A 20,298-nucleotide genomic window follows, 5' to 3' on the forward strand; every position below is an offset into this window, starting at 1 on the left:
GGCCCGCCCGGCGGCATGCGAAGTTTTGGAGGCGAAGATGTCCAGTCATATCGAACACAAATCCCAGGAAGAGCTGGCCGCCCTGTTCCGCGCCGGCATGACCAGCGGCGTCGGCAAGAGCGTCAAGCACGAGAGCGCGGACAAGCACGTGTCCGGTGAAGCGGTCTATGTCGACGACCGCCTGGAATTCCCCAACCAGTTGCACGTCTACGCGCGCCAGTCGGATCGCGCCCATGCGCGCATCCTGCGTATCGACACCCGCCCCTGCTACGAATTTCCAGGCGTGGCCATCGCCATCACCAAGGATGACGTACCCGGTCAGTTGGACATCGGCCCGGTGGTCGCCGGTGATCCATTGCTGGCTGACGGCAAGGTCGAGTACGTGGGCCAGGTGGTGCTGGCGGTAGCTGCTGACAGTCTGGAAACCGCGCGCAAGGCGGCCATGGCCGCGATCGTCGAATACGAGGACCTGGAGCCGGTGCTCGACGTGGTCGAGGCCTTGCGCAAGAAGCACTTCGTGCTCGCCAGCCACACCCACCGCATCGGTGACTCGGCCAGCAAGCTCGCAAGCGCCCCGCGTCGCCTGCAGGGCAGCCTGCATATCGGTGGCCAGGAGCACTTCTATCTGGAAACCCAGATTTCCTCGGTCATGCCCAGCGAAGACGGCGGCATGCTGGTCTACACCTCGACGCAGAACCCCACCGAGGTACAGAAGCTGGTGGCCGAAGTGCTCGGCGTGCCGATGAACAAGATCGTCATCGACATGCGCCGCATGGGTGGCGGCTTCGGCGGCAAGGAAACCCAGGCCGCCGGCCCGGCGTGCCTGTGCGCAGTGATTGCGCACCTCACCGGCCGGCCGACCAAGATGCGCCTGCCGCGCATGGAAGACATGAGCATGACCGGCAAGCGTCATCCCTTCTACGTCGAGTACGACGTCGGCTTCGATGACGACGGCCTGCTGCACGGCATCGAGATGGATCTGGCCGGCAACTGCGGCTACTCGCCGGATCTCTCCGGCTCCATCGTCGACCGCGCCATGTTCCACTCGGACAACGCCTACTTCCTCGGCAACGCCACCATCAACGGTCATCGCTGCAAGACCAACACCGCCTCGAACACCGCCTACCGCGGTTTCGGCGGCCCGCAGGGCATGGTCGCCATCGAGGAAGTGATGGACGCCGTCGCCCGCAGCCTGGGCAAGGACCCGCTGGACGTGCGCAAGCTCAACTACTACGGCAAGACCGAGCGCAACGTCACCCACTACCACCAGACCGTCGAGCACAACGTCATTCACGAAATGACTGCCGAGCTGGAGGAGAGCTGCGAGTACGCCAAGCGTCGTGAAGAAATTCGCGCCTTCAACGCCAAGAGCCCGGTATTGAAGAAAGGCCTGGCCATGACCCCGGTGAAATTCGGCATCAGCTTCACCGCCACTTTCCTCAACCAGGCCGGCGCGCTGATCCACATCTACACCGACGGCTCGATCCACCTCAATCATGGCGGCACCGAGATGGGCCAGGGCCTCAACACCAAGGTCGCGCAGGTCGTGGCCGAGGTGTTCCAGGTCGATATCGAGCGCATCCAGATCACCGCCACCAACACCGACAAGGTGCCGAATACGTCGCCAACCGCCGCCTCCAGCGGCGCCGACCTCAACGGCATGGCGGCGAAGAACGCGGCGGAGATCATCAAGCAGCGCCTGGTGGACTTCCTGGTGCGCGAGTACAAGGTCAGCACGGAAGACGTCGAATTCCGCAATGGTCAGGTGCGCGTGCGCGATCAGTTCCTGTCCTTCGAGGAGATGATCCAGAAGGCCTACTTCGGCCAGGTCTCGCTGTCTTCGACCGGCTTCTACCGCACGCCGAAGATTTACTACGACCGCGACAAGGCCGCCGGCCGTCCCTTCTACTACTACGCCTACGGCGTGGCCTGCGTGGAAGTGCTGGTCGACACCCTGACCGGCGAATACCGCATGCTGCGCGGCGACATACTGCATGACGTCGGCGACTCGCTGAACCCGGCCATCGACATTGGCCAGGTCGAGGGCGCCTTCGTCCAGGGCATGGGCTGGCTGACCATGGAAGAACTGGTGTGGAACGCCAAGGGCAAGCTGATGACCAACGGGCCGGCCAGCTACAAGATCCCGGCCATCGCGGACATGCCCATCGACCTGCGCGTGAAGCTGGTGGAGAACCGCAAGAACCCGGAAGACACCGTGTTCCACTCCAAGGCCGTCGGCGAACCGCCGTTCATGCTCGGCATCGCCGCCTGGTGTGCCCTGAAGGACGCCGTGGCCAGCCTGGCAGACTACAAGGTGCAGCCGCAGATCGACGCCCCGGCTACCCCCGAGCGCGTGCTCTGGGGCGTGGAGCAGATGCGCAAGTTGAAACAAGCCAGAACAAGCGCCGTCGAAATGGAAACGGTCGGAGCGTAGGGTGGGCTTCAGCCCACCAACATCAACGGGGGTGTATTGGTGGGCTGAAGCCCACCCTCCCCCCAAACCACGGTGCACAACAATGACAAAACACACCGAACCGAATAACCGCCCTGCTCGCCCGGCACCGGAGCCGATTCTCGACCCTTCGCCGAGCAACTGGCGCCTGCCGCGCCCGGGACAGACCACGCCTTCCTGGAGGCTGAGCAAATGAGCTGGATCAGCGCCCTCGCCGACCTGCAGCAACAAGGTGAAGCCTGCGTTCTGGTGACCATCATCGAAGAGCGAGGCTCGACGCCGCGCAACGCCGGCTCGAAGATGGTGGTCACCGCCGAGCGCATCTTCGAAACCATCGGCGGCGGTCATCTGGAATACAAGGCCATGGAGATGGCGCGCGAGATGCTCGCCACGCGCAGCCAGGACACGCGCCTGGAGCGCTTCTCCCTCGGCGCCAGCCTCGGCCAGTGCTGCGGCGGCGCCACCGTGCTGCTGTTCGAGCCCATGGGCCAGCCACAGGCGCAGATCGCCGTGTTCGGCGCCGGCCACGTCGGCCGCGCACTGGTACCACTGCTCGCCAGCCTGCCGTGCAAGGTGCGCTGGATCGACTCGCGGGAGAACGAGTTTCCCGAGCAGATCCCCGCTGGCGCGCAGAAGATCCTGAGCGACGAGGTGGTCGACGAGGTGGAGAACATGCCGCCCGGCAGTTACTACATCGTCATGACCCACAACCACCAGCTCGACCTGGAGCTGACTGCGGCGATCCTCAAGCGCGGCGACTTCGCCTACTACGGCCTGATCGGCTCAAAGACCAAACGCGTCAGGTTCGAGCATCGCCTGCGCGAACGTGGCTTCGAGGAAAGCCTGATGGCCCGCATGCGCTGCCCCATGGGCCTGGCCGAGGTGAAGGGCAAACTGCCGGTGGAAATTGCCGTGTCCATCGCCGGCGAAGTGATCGCCACCTATAACGCAAGCTTCGGCCAGGACGTGAAGAAAGGCGAATCCAGCATCGCCAAGCTGCTGCCGGCCTCGCGCCGGTCCTGACTACTCTGCCTAATTCACGCCGCGCCCAGTAGGGTGCGCCGCGCGCACCAATAACACCGCATTGTCCGTGGTGCGCACAGCCTAGGCGGCCCCGCGAACCCTACGCACTGCCCGCTCAATCGAGACCTAACAGATGACCACCAATATCAAAGCCTACCGCGCCGCCATCCTGCATAGCCTCGCCGACCCGGCCGTCGTCGGCGTCGAGCCGTCCTACCAGTATTTCGAGGACGGCATCCTGCTGATCGAGAACGGCAAAGTCGCCCAGGTCGGCGCAGCTGCCGAATTGCTGCCGAAGCTGGCCGGCGTCGACATTCAGCACTACCGCGACGCGCTGATCACGCCCGGCTTCATCGACACCCATATCCACTACCCGCAGACCGGCATGATCGCCTCCTATGGCGAGCAGTTGCTGGACTGGCTCAACACCTACACCTTCCCCACCGAGAAACAGTTCGCCGACAAGGCGCACGCCAGCGACGTGGCGGCGATCTTCCTCAAGGAACTGCTGCGCAATGGCACCACCACCGCCCTGGTGTTCGGCAGCGTGCACCCGCAGTCGGTGGACGCCTTCTTCGAGCAGGCCGACAAGCTCAACCTGCGCATGATCGCCGGCAAGGTGCTGATGGATCGCAACGCCCCGGACTACCTGACCGACACCGCCGAATCCGGCTACGCCGAGAGCAAGGCATTGATCGAGCGCTGGCACGGCAAGGGCCGCCTGCACTACGCGGTCACCCCGCGCTTCGCGCCCACCAGTACCCCGGAGCAACTGGACCTGGCCGGTAAGCTGTTCGGCGAGTATCCCGATCTGTACATGCACACCCATATTTCCGAGAACAAGGCCGAGGTGGCCTGGGTCAAGGAGCTGTTCCCCGAGCGCAAGGGCTACCTGGACGTCTACGACCACCACAGGCTGATCGGCCCACGCGCGGTGTTCGCCCATGGCGTGCACCTGTGCGACGACGAATGCCAGCGCCTGGCCGAGACCGGCTCGGCGGTCGCCTTCTGCCCGACCTCCAACCTGTTCCTGGGTAGCGGCCTGTTCGACCTGAACAAACTGGAAGCCCATGGTGTGCGCGTCGGCCTGGGCACCGATGTCGGCGCCGGCACCAGCTTCAGCCAGCTGCAATCGCTGAACGAGGCGTACAAGATCATGCAACTGCAGGGCAAGAAACTCGACCCGTTCAAGTCGCTGTATCTGGCCACGCTGGGCGGCGCCAACGCGCTGTACCTGGACGACAAGCTGGGCAACTTCCTGCCCGGCAAGGACGCCGACTTCCTGGTGCTGGACTACAACGCCACGCCGCTGATCAGCTACCGCATGCAGCAGGCCAGGAGCCTGGAAGAACGCCTGTTCGCCCTGACCATGCTCGGCGATGACCGCACCGTGAAGGAAACCTTCGCCGCCGGCGTATCGGTGCACCAGCGTTAAGCGCGGGGTGTACCGCGCGATCCACGGGCCGACCTAGGGTGCGCCGCGCGCACCAAGGGCCGCACGGGAATTGCGGCGGACAGGGTGGCGCAGGGTGGAGGTCGTTTTTCACATCCAGCAAAGCGGTGGATCGATAAAGCGCGATCCACCCTACGGATTGACGGGTCGGTTCGCGGCGCTGAACGCCAATTTTGCAGGCGCAGATGAGAGCGGTACGCCGCGTAATCCACCCTGAACATCAACCGTTCCCAGATCGAGCACACCGGCCAATTTCACGTGGCCATGGTGCGCACGGCGCACCCTACCGCGCTGGATACGAAAAAGCCCCGATGCGCGAGCATCGGGGCTTTCTTGTTACACGCAACAAATCAGCGGTTGGCAGCACTGCGGCCGGGCTTCTTCTTGGTCTGGAGCAGGTGCGAGAACACTGCGTGCAGATCGTCCGAGGCGCTTTCCTCGTCCAGATTCAGCTTGCTGTCGATGTGATCCATGTGATGCATCATCAGGTGTACGGCACGCTCGGCATCGCGCGCCTCGATGGCGTCGATCAGTTGGTTGTGCTCGTCATAGGAGCAATGCGAACGGCTGCCGCTTTCGTACTGGGCGATGATCAGCGAGGTCTGCGACACCAGGCTGCGCTGGAAACTTACCAGCGGCGCATTACGCGCGGCCTCGGCCAACTTCAGGTGGAACTCGCCGGACAGGCGAATACCTGCACCTCGATCGCCGCGTGAGAAGCTGTCCTGCTCGTCCTTGACCATCTGGCGCAGCTCGGCCAGTTGCTCGGCGGTCGCGTGCTCGACGGCCAGCTCGGTGATGGCGCGCTCGACCAGACGGCGCGCGTAGAAGATCTGCCGCGCTTCTTCGACGCTCGGGCTGGCCACTACCGCGCCACGGTTCGGGCGCAGCAACACCACGCCCTCATGAGCCAGACGCGAAAGGGCGCGACGGATGATGGTGCGACTGACGCCGAAGATCTCACCCAGCGCCTCTTCGCTCAGCTTGGTGCCGGGCGCCAGACGCTGCTCGAGAATGGCATCGAAGATATGGGCATATACGACATCGTCCTGAGTCCCGCTGCGGCTGCTTTTGCCCACGCGCGGCTGCTTCTTGAGAGGCTGCAATTGATCGTTCATTCTGGCTCGCGTCAATGAGAGTCGGCGACACTGCGACTCTACTGTGTTCTACCCGGTAGCTGACAAGCTCCGAGCGAAAAAACATCAGAAAAAAATTCAGGCAATTGTACACAAGTCAACCAGCCACTACACCCTTCGTTGTATGACGTCATAGCTGAGCTACCGGCAGCTCATCGCCTGAGGCTGAGCGCAGAACAACCAATTCTTTCCTTATATATAGCTGCCTCATTCAGGCCATTAGCGGCTAAGAATCTTCAACGGCTGACGAATCGTTGCCCGGCCGATAGAAGCCTCCCAGTCGGCCATAACCATATCTCTTTGTTTTAAAAGAACTTAACCCTGAAGACCGAGAAGATTGTCGCCAAATCCCTACGCACCCACGGCGGCACGGCCCATTGGTGCGATCAATGCAACATTAAAAACATTAATTGCATTTTTTGTATACAACATCATAATCGCGCCTGAGTGACTTCTTGACCGCTCGGTCAACAACTTAGCCAGGAAGCACCGTCGAAAACACCGCCTGCCTCAGAGAGCATTGTTCTTGCGCAACGCTCTGGGCGGTACACAACAAGAGAGATGAGGAGTACCCGCTGTGGAAAGCGTCAAACAAGAACAACACGCGAATCAACTGGCAAGAGGTGGCCTGCTCGACCGCTTCTTCAAACTGACCGAGCACCGCACCACCATCAAGACCGAACTGCTGGCCGGCCTGACGACCTTCGTCACCATGGCCTACATCATCTTCGTCAACCCCAACATCATGGCCACCGCCGGCATCGATCACGGCGCCGCGTTCGTCGCCACCTGCATCGGCGCGGCCCTGGGCTGTTTCCTGATGGGGCTGTACGCCAACTGGCCGGTCGGCCTGGCACCCGGCATGGGCCTGAACGCCTTCTTCACCTACACCGTCGTCGGTGAAATGGGCTACAGCTGGGAGATCGCACTGGGCGCAGTGTTCATTTCCGGCGTGCTGTTCATGATCATGAGCCTGTCGAAGATTCGCGAATGGCTGCTCAACAGCATTCCGATGAGCCTGCGCTTCGCCATGGGTGCCGGGGTCGGCCTGTTCCTCGGCCTGATCGGCCTGAAGACCGCCGGCATCGTCGTCGACAGCCCGGCCACCCTGCTGACCATGGGTTCGTTCAGTAACCCTTCGGCGCTGCTGGCTGCCGTGTGCTTCCTGATGATCGCCGTGCTCAGCCACCGCAACGTGTTTGGCGCCATTCTCTTCAGCATGCTCGGCGTGACCGCAATCGGCTGGGCCCTGGGCCTGGTGGAATACGGTGGCCTGGTGTCGATGCCGCCGAGCCTGGCCCCGACCTTCCTGGCCATGGACATCGCCGGCGCGTTCAACGTGGCGATGATCAGCGTGATTCTGGCGTTCCTCTTCGTGAACATGTTCGACACCGCCGGCACCCTGATGGGCGTGGCCCATCGCGCCAATCTGGTGGATGAAGATGGCAAGATCCAGAACCTGTCCAAGGCCCTGAAAGCCGATTCCACCTCGAGCGTCGTGGGCGCCATGGTCGGCTGCCCGCCGGTGACCAGCTACGTGGAAAGCGCTGCAGGCGTCGCCGCCGGTGGCCGCACTGGCCTGACTGCCATCACCGTCGGCCTCCTGTTCCTAGCGGCGATGTTCTTCGCACCGCTGGCCGGCATGATTCCCGCCTACGCCACCGCAGGCGCGCTGATCTACGTCGCGATGCTGATGATGAGCGGCATGGCGCACATCGATTGGAAGGACCACACCGACACCATCCCGGCCATCGTGACCGTGGTGATGATGCCGCTGACCTTCTCCATCGCCAACGGCATCGCCCTGGGCTTCCTCACCTACGCCACGCTGAAACTGCTGACAGGCCAGAGTGACAAGGTCTCGCTGAGCCTGTACGTGCTATGCGTGATCTTCATCGCCAAGTTCGCCTTCCTCTGACGGCAAACACCCCGCGCCGAGCGAAGCCCCGGCTATGTGCCGGGGCTTTGCGTTTGGTCCGAAAAAACCAGGCGGCGCACCCTACGCGCGAGCAAAAAAAAAGCCCGCAGTGTGAGCGGGCGTAAGGACTCAAACGAGTCTGAGGGTGACAAGCATTCGTCTGGCAGGCGTCTGGCCCGCCAGTCACTCAGCTACCGCGATAGGTGGAGTAGCTGTAGGGGGAAATCAGCAGCGGCACGTGGTAGTGCTCCTGGCCGGCGTCGATGCCGAAACGCAGGACCACGACATCGAGAAATGCCGTGTCCGGCAGCTTCACGCCACGGGCGCGGTAGTAGTCGCCGGCGTGGAAATGCAGCTGGTAAACGCCCGTGCGGTAGTCGTCACCCTGCAGCACCGGCGCATCGCAACGGCCGTCATGGTTGGTGGTAACGCTGTTGATCAGTTCCAGCTGCGCGCCTTCGACGCGGTACAGCTCGACCTTGATGTCACTCCCTGGGCAGCCGTGCGCGGCATCCAGTACATGTGTAGTCAAACGTCCCATGGGTCTCGGATGCCCGCAGCGCCTCACGCCCTACGAACACCACACCTCCTCTACTCTGTTGAAATCGGCTCGTCGCAGTGCTCCGACGCAATGGCAGGATAGCACGCAGATCGAATATAAAACATTTTACTCATAAATTGTACACAATAAACCCCATGCAGATGCCATGCGCGCACCAAATCGGCTCACTACCCACGACATCGCCAACCAGCAACCACGGTACAACCAGCACGCATTGCTGACCGCCTCGGCAATTTTTTTGCCTTGGCACGCAGAGAAGAAAATGATGAAAAGTCGATTTACAAACGGCAACCAACTTTGTATACAATTAGCCATCCCGGTCGCGTAGCCGTCGATTACCCGGCACGCAGTGACCGCAACGTTCCAGATAGGAAGACTGCAGTGAACGCTGATTACCCACGCGATTTGATCGGCTACGGCGCAACCCCACCCCACCCGCACTGGCCGGACGATGCCCGCATCGCCCTGTCTTTCGTGCTCAATTATGAAGAAGGCGGCGAGCGCAATATCCTGCACGGCGACAAGGAGTCCGAGGCCTTCCTCTCCGAGATGGTCTCCGCCCAGCCGCTGCAGGGCCAGCGCAACCTGTGCATGGAGTCGCTCTATGAGTACGGCAGCCGCACCGGTGTCTGGCGCCTGCTCAACCTGTTCAAGAAGCACGACATTCCGCTGACCATCTTCGCCGTGGCCATGGCCGCCCAGCGTCACCCCGAGGTGATTCGCGAAATGGTCGCCGCCGGCCACGAGATCTGCAGCCACGGCTATCGCTGGATCGACTACCAGAACATGGACGAAGCCACCGAGCGCGAGCACATGCTCGAGGCCATCCGCATCCTCACCGAACTGACCGGCGAGCGCCCGCTGGGCTGGTACACCGGCCGCCTGGGCCCGAACACCCGGCGCATCGTGCGTGAGGAAGGCGGCTTCCTCTACGACTCCGACACCTACGACGACGACCTGCCCTACTGGGACCCGGCCAGCACCACAGAAAAGCCGCACCTGGTGATCCCCTACACCCTGGACACCAACGACATGCGCTTCACCCAGGTACAGGGCTTCAACAAGGGCGACGATTTCTTCGAATACCTCAAGGATGCCTTCGACGTGCTCTACGCCGAGGGCGAAGCCGGCGCACCGAAGATGCTGTCGATCGGCATGCACTGCCGTCTGCTCGGCCGCCCGGCGCGCCTGGCCTCGCTGGCGCGCTTCATCGACTACGTGAAGAGCCATGACAAGGTCTGGTGCGCCCGCCGCGTCGACATCGCCAGGCACTGGCACGCCACCCATCCCTTCCGTGCGACCGAATGAGAGAGCTGCCCATGAGCCGTTTCCAGACCCTGACCCCTTCCCAGCTGAGCCGCGACGCGTTCGTTGCCGCCTTCGCCGACATCTACGAGCACTCGCCCTGGGTCGCCGAGAAAGCTTACGACCTGGGTCTCGACGAGAGCGTCGACGACATCGATAGCCTGCAGCAGCGCATGGCCGACATTCTCCTGTCCGCCAGCCATGAGGCGCAGCTGGCACTGATCAACGCGCACCCGGACCTGGCCGGCAAGGCCGCCGTACGTGGCGAACTGACCGCCTCCAGCACCGCCGAGCAGTCCGGTGCCGGCATCCACGAATGCACCGCCGAAGAGTTCGCGCGCTTCACCGAACTCAACGACGCCTACAAGGCCAGGTTCGGCTTCCCCTTCATCAAGGCCGTCAAGGGCAGCAACCGCCACCAGATCCTGGCCGCCTTCGAGGAGCGCATTCACAACACGCCGGAGCAGGAATTCCAGACTGCCCTGGCCGAGATCAACAAGATCGCCCTCTTCCGCCTGCAGCAGCTGTAAGCGCTGCAGCCTCCCCACCCGAACAGAACAAGTAGAACAGCCATGCGTAGCCTGACCATCGAGCCCCTGAGCAAAGAAGCCTTCGCCCCCTTCGGTGACGTGATCGAAACCGACGGCAGCGACTTCTTCATGATCAACAACGGTTCCACCCGCCGCTATCACAAGCTGGCCAGCGTGGAGACCGCACAGCCGGAGGATCAGGCCATCATCAGCATCTTCAGCGCCGAGTCGCTGGAGATGCCGTTGACCATCCGCATGCTGGAACGCCATCCGCTGGGCAGCCAGGCCTTCATTCCGCTGCTCGGCAACCCCTTTCTGATCGTGGTCGCGCCAGTTGGCGATGTACCTGTATCAGGGTCCGTCCGTGCCTTCCTCAGCAATGGCAGGCAGGGCATCAATTACCATCGCGGCGTCTGGCACCACCCGGTGCTGACGATCGAAAAGCGGGATGACTTCCTGGTGGTTGATCGCAGTGGTTCCGGCAACAACTGCGATGAGCATTTTTTCAATGAGGACGAGCTCCTTCTCCTCAAACCCCACCAATAAGAGAAGCCCGGGGCTGGCGTGCCTATCCCGGGAAAGAGGTACAGATCGTGGAAGCACATTTCACCGAATGGCTAAACCTGGGCATCCGCTGGATCCATATGATCACCGGTATCGCCTGGATCGGCGCATCGTTCTATTTCGTCTGGCTGGAGAACAACCTCAACCGTAGCAATCCCCGCGAGGGCCTGTCGGGCGACCTCTGGGCGATTCACGGCGGCGGTATCTACCACCTGGAAAAGTACAAGCTGGCTCCGCCGAAAATGCCGGAGAACCTGCACTGGTTCAAATGGGAGGCCTACGCCACCTGGCTGTCGGGCATCGCCCTGATGCTGGTGGTGTACTACCTCAACCCGAGCCTGTACCTGATCAAGCCGGGCGTCGAACTGGCACCAGCCATGGGCATCGTCATCGGCTTCGGCTCGATGATCGCCGGCTACGTGGCGTATCACTTTCTCTGTGACTCGCCGCTGGGCAAACGCCCGGCCCTGCTCGGCGCCGTGCTGTTCGTGCTGATCATCGCTGCGGCCTATGGCTTCAGCCAGATCTTCAGCGGCCGCGCCGCGTACATCCATGTCGGCGCCATCATCGGCACCATCATGGTCGGCAACGTGTTCTTCACCATCATGCCGGCTCAGCGCGCGCTGGTTAAGGCCATCGAAGACAACACCACGCCGGACCCGACCCTGCCGGCAAAAGGCCTGCTGCGCTCGCGCCACAACAACTACTTCACCCTGCCAGTGCTGTTCATCATGATCAGCAACCACTTCCCGAGCACCTACGGCAGTCAGTACAACTGGCTGATCCTGGCCGGTATCGCGATTCTGGCCGTGCTGGTGCGCCACTACTTCAACACCCGCCATGACAGCAGCAAGTACGTCTGGACCCTGCCGGCCGCAGCGCTGGGCATGATCTGCCTGGCTTACGTCACCGGCCCGCAAACGCAATCGGTCAGCGCACCGGCAACGGCCCAAGCCCCGGCGATCAAGTACGCTCCCGTTCCTGCTACCGGCCGCCCCGGCAACCCCTCCACAACCAGCAAGCCTGCTGTAGAGGAAACCCAGGCCAAAGCCGATACAAGCGAGGCCTCACCTACTGCCGCTGACAGCGCGATACCTGCCGCCAGCACCGATTTCGCCCAAGTCGAAAGCGTGATCCATGAGCGTTGCACCGTGTGCCATTCGTCCAGCCCCACCAGCCCGATGTTCAGCACCGCACCGGCCGGCTTCATGCTCGACACCCCCGAGCAGATCAAGGCGCAGGCAGCGAAGATCCACGCGCAGACCGTGGCCACGCAGATCATGCCGCTGGGCAACATCACCCAGATGACCCAGGACGAACGCGACCTGATTGGCTCATGGATCGATCAGGGCGCCCAGCTCAACTGATCCACTGCAATGCCGCGCCCCTGAGCGCGGCATTTTCTTGCCGACCCCGCCTGGATGCTCGCCAACGCTGTCAGTGCGCGACGCCGCGCCGCACGCCCCGCCAACAACACCAAGCCCCCGCCTTGCCAGTCGCAGCCTGCCACGCGTGCCGCGCGCAGCCCGTCGCGACCCGACACGCCGCCAGGCAGAGGGCTACGCCGACCGCCGCCCTGACTGCGCACCGATTCATGTACACAATATGAAAACAAGTTGTTCTTTTAACTGTGAACAAATTGCTATAGTCGAGTCATTCTGAGCAAGCGAGCAAGGTCGTCCGCCTACAGAACAGAGGCCACGTGAAGCCTCGCCAAGCCCATGAGCCGATAAAAACAACTGGCAGGCGCTGCTATGACCACGACTCCCTGCGCACAGACCACAGCTGCGCCTGCAAGCAGCGACCTGAGCGCCCCACCCGCCACTCACCAGCAGTTGCCAGGCGCGCCCCGGTTGAACCGGGACGGCCGCCCCACCGACTTGCCGATCCAGCCCCGTGGCTGGCTACAGGAGCAATCAGCCTGGCAAGCCCCCAAAGCATGTTCTGACCACCCCGACAAAAAGGAAGCACCGATGAAGCTCAACCCTCTGTTCCGTGGCCTGGCCATTTCGGCTGGCTTGCTTGTTGCCCTGGGTGCCAGTGCCGGCGACCTCCCCCTCCAGCAAGACCGCAGCCCGACCACCCTGGACGGCCGCGACAATGACAGCCTCAAGCCACCCACGACACCAGCCGCCGGCCCAGGGGCACAGGCGACAAGCCGCTTTCAAACCCTGACCCCATCGCGCCTGAGCCGTGCAGACTTTATCAAGGCCTTCGCCGACATCTACGAGCACTCGCCCTGGGTCGCCGAGCAGGCGTTTGACCTGGGCCAGGACGAGCGCATCGACGAGATTGACGGCCTGCATCAGCGCATGGCCGGTCTGATGCTCAGGGCCAGCCATGCCGCACAGCTGGCCCTGATCAACGCTCACCCGGACCTGGCCGGCAAGGCCGCCGTGCGCGGCGAGTTGACCGCCGCCTCTACCGCGGAGCAGGCCGGCGCGGGCATCAATGAATGCACCGCCGAGGAGTTCGCCCGCTTTACCGAACTCAACGCTGCCTACAAGGCCAAGTTCGGCTTCCCCTTCATCATGGCGGTGAAGGGCAGCAATCGGCACCAGATCCTGGCGGCCTTCGAGGAGCGGATTCACAACACCCCGGACGAGGAATTCGCCTACGCCCTGGCCGAGATCAACAAGATCGCGCTGTTTCGCTTGCAAGCGCTGTAAGCCTCACGCGCAGGCCTTCAGCGCCTGCGCGTCAACCTCGTCCATCGCTCACGCCTGAGGATTGTCGCCCTCGACCATCCGAACCTGAGCGGTCGCGGCGACGCCCTCGCTCCCCCAAAGCCGCCCGATCCGGGCACTTTCGTTCCGTCCCCCAGCCGCTGCAACCGATCAGGCTCAACCGCCCAGGGCATGGCGTCGGCCACCTGAGCGAGCGGCCAAGCCATTGTGCACAATCTTTAAATAAATTGTTTTTAACCATGTCCACGAGTTGCTATAGTCGGCACATCCTGACCGACCGGACAATTTTTCGATCGATCGGAGCAGAGGTGCCGTGAAGCCTCGTGTAAGAACCTGTGCAAAGTCTCGCGAGCTAGAGCAATGCAAGGCAAAAACAGGCGAGGGCCAGTCGGAGTCGCGCTCGACTTTACGAGTTGTAAATGAGCAGTCCGAGCCTGTTTTTAACGCAGCAGTGCCGACGCGCAGCAGACTTTGAACAAGTTCTAAGCCCATGACCGTATAAAAACAAAATGGCAGGCTATGACATGACCACAGACAGCAACACCCAAGCCCCAGCTGCGCCCGTCGGCAACAGCGACCTGATCTATCAGCTGGACGACACACCAGCTTTCGCCCCAGCCATCTTCGCGGCGCTGCAGCATGTGCTGGCCAGCTTCGTCGGCATCATCACCCCAACCCTGATCGTTGGCAGTGCTCTGGGCCTTGGCGCCCATGTACCTTATCTGGTGAGCATGGCGCTGTTCGTCTCCGGCCTCGGCACCTTCGTCCAGGCCAAACGCATCGGCCCTATCGGTTCCGGCCTGTTGTGCCTGCAGGGCACCAGCTTCGGTTTTCTCAGCGTGATTCTCAGCGCCGGCTTCATCGTCAAGGGGCGCGGCGCCAGCGAGGAGGAGATACTCGCCACGCTGTTCGGCATCTGCTTCTGCGCCGCGTTCGTCGAGATTGCCTTCAGTCAGTTCATCAACAAGCTGCGCAAGGTGATCACCCCGGTGGTCACCGGTACCATCATCTGCCTGATGGGACTGTCGCTGATCAAGGTGGGCATGACCGATCTGGCCGGCGGCTATGGCGCGCCAGATCTCGGCGCCCTGCACCATCTGGCCCTCGGCGGTCTGGTGCTGGGCACCATCGTCGTGCTCAACCGCGCGTCCTCGCAGGTGCTGCGTCTTTCTGCAGTGATCATCGGCCTGACCCTGGGCTTTGCGGTGGCCTGGTTCACCGGCCGGGTGGACTTCGCCAACATGGCCGAGGTACCGCTGATCAGCGTGCCGCAACCGTTCAAGTACGGCTTCGGCTTCGACTGGATCGCCTTCGTACCGATCGCCGTGATCTTCCTGATCACCCCGCTGGAAACGGCAGGCGACCTGACCGCCAACTCGATCATCTCCAAGCAGCCGGTCAAAGGACCGCTGTACATGCGCCGGATCAAATCCGGGGTACTGGCCGACGGCTGCAACTCGGCGGTCGCCGCCATGTTCAACAGCTTGCCGATGACCACCTTCAGCCAGAACAACGGGGTGATCCAGCTCACCGGCGTGGCCAGCCGCCACGTGGGTTTCTACATCGCCAGCATCCTGGTGCTGCTGGGCCTGTTCCCGGTGGTGGGCGCGGTGTTGCAACTGATGCCCAAGCCGGTGCTCGGTGGCGCCACCCTGATCATGTTCGGCACTGTCGCGGTGGCCGGTATCAAGATTCTCAGCGAAGCCGGCCTGCACCGCCGCAACGTGCTGATCGTGGCCATTTCCCTGGGCCTTGGCCTGGGTGTAGCCGGCGTACCGGACGTGCTCTCGCACATGCCGGACGTCCTGAAGAACATCTTCGGCTCGCCCATCACCATCGGCGCCTTCAGCGCCATCGTGCTGAACATCTTCCTGCCCGACGAGAATCACGAAGTCGAGGAAGACGACTACGACCCCGAGGCGCACCTGCACACCGTGCTGCAGAACCGTCCGGAAGATGCAGCCAGCGACGACAGCAGCCTCAAGCCCCTCAGCCGCGACCTCGACCCGGCCGCCCGGCCGAGCTGACCCCAGACTCAGACCCAACTCCCGGCGGCACGCCGCCGGGAGAGGCACGCTTGCACGCCAACAATAAGGAAAACCCATGAAACTCAAGCATCTGCCCCACTGCCTCGCCCTGTCAGCCGGACTGTTCTGCGGCCAGCAGGCACTCGCCAGCGACCTGCTCTACTGGCAGGACAACAGCCTGTCGTACCTGTACGGCGAGAACTTCCAGCGCATGAACTTCAATGGCGAAGAACAGCGCACCCAGACCACCTTCACCTTCGAGCACGCCAGTGGCTGGGCCTGGGGCGACGTCTTCTACTTCCTCGATTACATCCGCGCCGACAACGTGCAGTCGCGCGGCAGCTTCGACAACGGCAGCTTCCGTCAGCATGACAAGAATTCCTTCTACTACATGGAGTTCTCCCCGCGCCTCAGCCTGAGCTGGCTGACCGGGCAGAAGCTGGCCGCCGGCCCGATCAAGGACGTGTTCGCCGCCTTCACCTACGAGAAAGGCGAAGGCGGCCCGGGTCCGGAGAACTACCTGTACGGTGTTGGCCTGGACTGGGAAGTGCCCGGCTTCACCTACTTCAAGACCAACCTGTATCAGGTGAAGATCAACAACCACACCTTCTTCACCGACGCGGACAGCAACGGCTACGCCACCCAGCTGACCGTCAGCGCGGCTTACCCGTTCAGCCTGGGCGACCAGGACTTCGTCGTCGACGGCTTCCTCGACTGGCGCTCGCCGTCGCGTGACGCAGGCACCCAGACCTCGGTCGGCTCCTCGATCCAGGTCAAGTGGGATGCGGGCAAGGCCCTGTTCGGCAAGGAGCGCCAGCTCTACGTGGGCACCGAGATCAACATGTGGCGCGCCAAATACGGCGTGAAACCGGTGGATGGTTCGGATGATCGTTTCGACCAGACCGCCGTGCAGGCACTGGTCAAGTATCACTTCTGACCACTGCCGCAACGTACTTGGCCGACGTCGGGTAGGGACGGCGGCCGGGTAAAAAGGGGGATGGGCGCTCGCGCCCCTCCCCCTTTTTCTTTGATCTTCATCTTTCCATGCACGGTGCGCTTGAGACCGGACTGGCAAATAAGTGTGTGCTTTCGGTGCTGCCCTATCCATTAACGCGTCGCCTGACCTGACGGGTTTCGCCCCTTACGGGCGACTCACTTGATTCGCTGCGCTCACCCTGCGGGCCAGCCTGCGGCTGTTACTGCGCTGCGCTTCGTAGCTCTTGCTTGTGCAAAGAAAGTAAGCAAAGAAACACACCCCTGCATACGAGCTAGGCGCCCCCGCCCTGCTGCGCCGGGGTTCCCTCCTTCCATCACCGCTCCAGGGGCACGCCGTGAAGGGCCATCCTTGGCCCATCACGGCTCTCGCGACATCCATGTCGCTCAACCCCTTCCACGGCGATTCCACTCGGCCTCCTGAAGGGGGCTTGGGCGTCGTCTGCAAGATCGCGCTTAAAAAGCAAAATCCAAACGCTGCCGACTTTGATCTTCCGGAGATTTCGCAAGCTCACGGCCCGGTCCCCTTCAGGAGGCCGAGCGGAGGTGTTGCGTAGGGGAGCGAGCCGCATGGATGCGGCGAAATACCGATGGCGGCCCCGCTTAATGGGCCAAGGATGGCCCATGTAAGCCGGCCACCGCAGCGGCGCCGGAGCGAGGAAACGCAGCGAATCAAGGTGTGGCGCCCGTAAGGGGCGCATCCCAAACGCTCAGCGGACTCGGTAACGGATAGTGCTAAGCCAGTGAACGGTATGCACACAAAATTGCCAGCCCGGTATCAGCCGACAATTTCTCTAAACCAGGCGAGAAATCTTCCTCTTTGGGCCGAGCAAAAGAGCTGGTGCGCAAGGCGCACCCTACGGGTATTTAACATGCCCCCCGGCTGAACACCGTGCGCACCAACCCGGCGCTCCGCAATCAGGCCTGGCACCGCATCGGTGCAGAATCGGGCCGCCCATCCGGCTTTTTCATCAATGCCTTGCAACCACAGAACTGACCGCAAGGTCAAGTTTTTGATCACAATATTTCTACTTTTTGTGTGCAATTTGTCCAAAAGCCATGTTCAGCAGCGTATTTTCTGTGTACAAGACAATCAGGTTACTACCGAAACACTGTCGAAATGGCTGTATACATCGATTCAGTCACGACGCGAATACAAAATCGAAACGAAACCTGCAGACAAACCTCCTCACAGATCGCCGCGGCGCAAGAACAAAACTGGGAGCTGTCCATGTCCAACACCGAAGACTTTCGCATCAAGAACATCGATCCGTCGTTACACAACGAGGACCTCGCTCCACTGGCGCCCGAGAAGCGTACCTGGGGCTGGTTCGAGATCTTCAACGTCTGGTCGAACGACATTCAAAGCCTGTTCGGCTATACCCTGGCAGCCACGCTGTTCATCTCCTACGGGCTCAATGGCTGGGCGGTGCTGGCCGGTATCGTCCTCGCCGGCTGCATCGTCATGGGCCTGGTGCAGCTGACCGGCAAACCCAGCGTCAAGTACGGCATCCCCTTCCCGGTGTTCGCCCGCGCCAGCATGGGCGTGCGCGGCGCCAACTTCCCTGCGCTGGTGCGTGGCATCGTCGCCATCTTCTGGTACGGCGTGCAGACCTACTTCGCCTCCACCGCCGTGGCACTGCTGCTCAACTCGCTGCTGCAGCCGCAAGACCCAGCCGTATACATGGGCCTGACCGCCATCGGCTGGGTGTCCTACGTGATCGTTTGCCTGTTCCAGGTCGGCCTGTTCGTCTGCGGCATGAGCTGGATCACCCGCTTCCTCAACTGGGCCGGGCCACTGGTCTATGTGGTGATGATCGCGCTGATGGGCCTGATCTGGTATCAGGCCGGCCCGAGCCTGCTCAGCGAACTGGGCAACATCTTCAGCGGTACCGGCGAATACAAGGCCGGCCCGGTGGCTGCGTTCTTCGCCGTGGTCGGCACCATGGTCGCCTACTTCGCCGCCGTGGTGATCAACTACGGCGACTTCGCCCGCTTCGTCAAAAGCGAGAAGCAGATGACCATCGGCAACTTCCTCGGCCTGCCGGTGAGCCTGGCGATCTTCTCGCTGATCGCCCTGGTGATCACTGCCGGCACCGTGGTGGTGTTCGGCGAGACGCTGACCAACCCGACCGATATCGTCGCCCGGGTAGACAACCTGACCCTGACCATCATCGCCGCGCTGACCTTCTTCGCCGCGACCGTGGGCATCAACTTGGTGGCCAACTTCATCCCACCAGCCTATGACCTGGCCAACCTGGCACCGGCTCACATCAGCGCTCGCACCGGTGGTTTCATCACTGCGGGCATCGCCTTCTTCATCGGCGCGCTGTGGGTGGCCTTCATCAGCAGCGTCGGCATCGCCGCCTTCGTCGACACCCTGGGCGCCGTGCTGGCGCCGCTGTACGGCATCATCGTCGTCGACTACTACCTGGTGCGCCGGCGCAAGCTCGATCTGCAGCAACTGTTCAGTGCCGAGGTCGGCTCGGCCTACTACTTCGACGGCGGCTGGAACCGCAAGGCCTTGGTCGCCTTTGCCGTCGCCTCGGTGTTCTCCGTCGCCTCGGTCTGGGCGCCCGTTCTGGGCCAGCTGTCGGGCTATTCCTGGCTGCTCGGCGCCCTGCTCGGCGGGCTGCTGCACTACGGCCTGATGCGCGGCCAGGCGCAGGCGCTGAAGCGCGCCGACGTCGTAGTTTGAGCTGCATGAGCCGATGACCGGGCGTAACGGTACCAGACGCCAATCTACGGCCCATGCAAATCGAGCACCAATAACTGTATACAAAAAACCATCAGAAGCTTAGCGATGTATACAGCGCAGAAAAGAGAGGAACTCCATGAGAATCCGCGTCATTAATCCCAATACCACAGCCAGCATGACCGAGAAGATCGGCCAGGCTGCTCGCCGTATCGCAGCTCCTGACACTCAGATCGTGGCAAGCAACCCAAGTAGCGGCCCGGTATCGATCGAGAGTCATTTCGACGAAGCCATCAGCGCGGTAGGTGTGCTTGAGGAAGTACGCACCGGTGAGCGCGAAGGAACCGACGCTTATATTCTCGCCTGCTTTGGGGACCCAGGACTGCTGGCTGCACGCGAACTGACCCGCGCCCCGGTAATTGGCATCGCCGAAGCGGCTTTCCACATGGCCACTCTGATCAGCACTCGCTTCTCGATCGTCACCACCCTTGGTCGCACCGGCATCATCGCTGAGCACCTGCTGCAGAACTACGGCTTTGCTCACCATTGCCGACGCGTGCGAGCTGCTGAAATTCCTGTGCTGGACCTGGAAGACAGCGGCGACAGCGCACTGGATCGCATCATCGAAGAATGCATACGAGCCAAAGCCGAGGACAACATCGGTGCAATCGTTCTTGGCTGCGGCGGCATGGCCGACCTGACCGCTCAGATCAGCGATGCCGTGGGCCTGCCCGTAGTCGAAGGCGTGACGGCCGCCGTGAAGCTGGCCGAATCCCTGGTCAGCCTGGGCCTGGGCACGAGCAAGCATGGCGACCTGGACTTTCCTCGCCCCAAGACCTTCAGCGGTCACTTCAGCTATCTATCGGGCGCCTAATCCCGCTCTTTGGCACAGGTGGAGCGCCTGCCGAGCCCCCAACTGGGGGACACCCCAAACAATTACAAAAGGGACTGGT

15 protein-coding genes are annotated in these 20,298 nt (G+C 62.2%); 13 read left to right on the plus strand and 2 right to left on the minus strand.

What is annotated here, in order from left to right; all coding sequences use genetic code 11:
* The first annotated feature begins 37 nt into the window (after positions 1-37).
* The 3 genes from xdhB to guaD all read left to right on the plus strand — a co-directional run bounded on the left by xdhB (position 38) and on the right by guaD (position 4,910).
* The gene (gene xdhB / locus ACN0X6_RS13025) at positions 38-2,434 is read left to right on the plus strand and encodes a xanthine dehydrogenase molybdopterin binding subunit (protein ID WP_417704448.1); all 2,397 of its coding nucleotides are present in this window, start codon (positions 38-40) and stop codon (positions 2,432-2,434) included.
* 210 nt (positions 2,435-2,644) lie between these two features.
* Positions 2,645-3,475, plus strand: coding sequence for a xanthine dehydrogenase accessory protein XdhC (gene xdhC / locus ACN0X6_RS13030; RefSeq protein WP_417704450.1), 831 nt, complete (start codon positions 2,645-2,647; stop codon positions 3,473-3,475).
* A gap of 133 nt (positions 3,476-3,608) precedes the next feature.
* A complete protein-coding gene (gene guaD, locus ACN0X6_RS13035; RefSeq protein WP_417704452.1) occupies positions 3,609-4,910 on the plus strand; it encodes a guanine deaminase in 1,302 nt (433 codons plus the stop codon).
* Between the two features lie 368 nt (positions 4,911-5,278).
* Here the strand turns inward: guaD and ACN0X6_RS13040 are convergent, their stop codons facing one another.
* Positions 5,279-6,046 carry a GntR family transcriptional regulator gene (locus ACN0X6_RS13040; RefSeq protein WP_024307768.1) on the minus strand — a complete coding sequence of 256 codons (768 nt, stop codon included), beginning with the start codon at positions 6,044-6,046 and terminating at the stop codon, positions 5,279-5,281.
* A 595-nt stretch (positions 6,047-6,641) separates the two neighbouring features.
* Here ACN0X6_RS13040 and ACN0X6_RS13045 point away from each other — a divergent pair.
* The gene (locus ACN0X6_RS13045) at positions 6,642-7,982 is read left to right on the plus strand and encodes an NCS2 family permease (RefSeq protein WP_417704454.1); all 1,341 of its coding nucleotides are present in this window, start codon (positions 6,642-6,644) and stop codon (positions 7,980-7,982) included.
* A 187-nt stretch (positions 7,983-8,169) separates the two neighbouring features.
* On the opposite strand, the gene uraH is transcribed toward ACN0X6_RS13045, so the two are convergent.
* Complete coding sequence (uraH, locus tag ACN0X6_RS13050) at positions 8,170-8,523, minus strand: hydroxyisourate hydrolase (protein WP_003460854.1); 354 nt, start codon at positions 8,521-8,523, stop codon at positions 8,170-8,172.
* Positions 8,524-8,925: 402 nt separating this feature from the next.
* On the opposite strand from uraH, the gene puuE reads away from it, so the two are divergent.
* The 9 genes from puuE (at position 8,926) to ACN0X6_RS13095 (ending at position 20,219) form a co-directional block, all read left to right on the plus strand.
* Positions 8,926-9,852, plus strand: a complete 927-nt coding sequence (gene puuE / locus ACN0X6_RS13055; RefSeq protein ID WP_417704457.1) for an allantoinase PuuE — start codon at positions 8,926-8,928, stop codon at positions 9,850-9,852.
* Between the two features lie 11 nt (positions 9,853-9,863).
* Entirely contained in the window at positions 9,864-10,379 is a 516-nt protein-coding gene (gene uraD / locus ACN0X6_RS13060; RefSeq protein ID WP_417704459.1) for a 2-oxo-4-hydroxy-4-carboxy-5-ureidoimidazoline decarboxylase, read from the plus strand.
* A 42-nt stretch (positions 10,380-10,421) separates the two neighbouring features.
* Entirely contained in the window at positions 10,422-10,925 is a 504-nt protein-coding gene (locus ACN0X6_RS13065) for an ureidoglycolate lyase (protein WP_322318488.1), read from the plus strand.
* Between the two features lie 47 nt (positions 10,926-10,972).
* Positions 10,973-12,310 (plus strand): urate hydroxylase PuuD, encoded by a 1,338-nt coding sequence (locus ACN0X6_RS13070; protein ID WP_417704461.1) that lies wholly within the window; start codon positions 10,973-10,975, stop codon positions 12,308-12,310.
* A gap of 804 nt (positions 12,311-13,114) precedes the next feature.
* Positions 13,115-13,612 (plus strand): 2-oxo-4-hydroxy-4-carboxy-5-ureidoimidazoline decarboxylase, encoded by a 498-nt coding sequence (uraD, locus tag ACN0X6_RS13075; RefSeq protein ID WP_417704512.1) that lies wholly within the window; start codon positions 13,115-13,117, stop codon positions 13,610-13,612.
* Between the two features lie 542 nt (positions 13,613-14,154).
* On the plus strand, positions 14,155-15,657 hold the full coding sequence (locus ACN0X6_RS13080) for a nucleobase:cation symporter-2 family protein (RefSeq protein ID WP_417704463.1): 1,503 nt from the start codon (positions 14,155-14,157) through the stop codon (positions 15,655-15,657).
* A 76-nt stretch (positions 15,658-15,733) separates the two neighbouring features.
* A complete protein-coding gene (locus tag ACN0X6_RS13085; protein WP_417704465.1) occupies positions 15,734-16,594 on the plus strand; it encodes an outer membrane protein OmpK in 861 nt (286 codons plus the stop codon).
* A 1,287-nt stretch (positions 16,595-17,881) separates the two neighbouring features.
* Complete coding sequence (locus ACN0X6_RS13090; RefSeq protein WP_417704467.1) at positions 17,882-19,348, plus strand: NCS1 family nucleobase:cation symporter-1; 1,467 nt, start codon at positions 17,882-17,884, stop codon at positions 19,346-19,348.
* Positions 19,349-19,484: 136 nt separating this feature from the next.
* A complete protein-coding gene (locus ACN0X6_RS13095) occupies positions 19,485-20,219 on the plus strand; it encodes an aspartate/glutamate racemase family protein (protein WP_417704469.1) in 735 nt (244 codons plus the stop codon).
* The last annotated feature ends 79 nt before the right edge of the window (positions 20,220-20,298 follow it).

The organism is Pseudomonas sp., from assembly GCF_048269965.1.
In the GTDB taxonomy this organism is placed as follows: Bacteria; Pseudomonadota; Gammaproteobacteria; order Pseudomonadales; family Pseudomonadaceae; genus Aquipseudomonas.

Excerpts from the sequence above, each read along its gene's own strand:
- xdhB (WP_417704448.1), top strand. The coding sequence starts at position 38 with ATGTCCAGTCATATCGAACACAAATCCCAGGAAGAGCTGGCCGCCCTG.
- xdhC (WP_417704450.1), top strand. The coding sequence starts at position 2,645 with ATGAGCTGGATCAGCGCCCTCGCCGACCTGCAGCAACAAGGTGAAGCC.
- guaD (WP_417704452.1), top strand. The coding sequence starts at position 3,609 with ATGACCACCAATATCAAAGCCTACCGCGCCGCCATCCTGCATAGCCTC.
- ACN0X6_RS13040 (WP_024307768.1), bottom strand. The coding sequence starts at position 6,046 with ATGAACGATCAATTGCAGCCTCTCAAGAAGCAGCCGCGCGTGGGCAAA.
- uraH (WP_003460854.1), bottom strand. The coding sequence starts at position 8,523 with ATGGGACGTTTGACTACACATGTACTGGATGCCGCGCACGGCTGCCCA.
- uraD (WP_417704459.1), top strand. The coding sequence starts at position 9,864 with ATGAGCCGTTTCCAGACCCTGACCCCTTCCCAGCTGAGCCGCGACGCG.
- ACN0X6_RS13065 (WP_322318488.1), top strand. The coding sequence starts at position 10,422 with ATGCGTAGCCTGACCATCGAGCCCCTGAGCAAAGAAGCCTTCGCCCCC.
- ACN0X6_RS13080 (WP_417704463.1), top strand. The coding sequence starts at position 14,155 with ATGACCACAGACAGCAACACCCAAGCCCCAGCTGCGCCCGTCGGCAAC.
- ACN0X6_RS13085 (WP_417704465.1), top strand. The coding sequence starts at position 15,734 with ATGAAACTCAAGCATCTGCCCCACTGCCTCGCCCTGTCAGCCGGACTG.
- ACN0X6_RS13090 (WP_417704467.1), top strand. The coding sequence starts at position 17,882 with ATGTCCAACACCGAAGACTTTCGCATCAAGAACATCGATCCGTCGTTA.
- ACN0X6_RS13095 (WP_417704469.1), top strand. The coding sequence starts at position 19,485 with ATGAGAATCCGCGTCATTAATCCCAATACCACAGCCAGCATGACCGAG.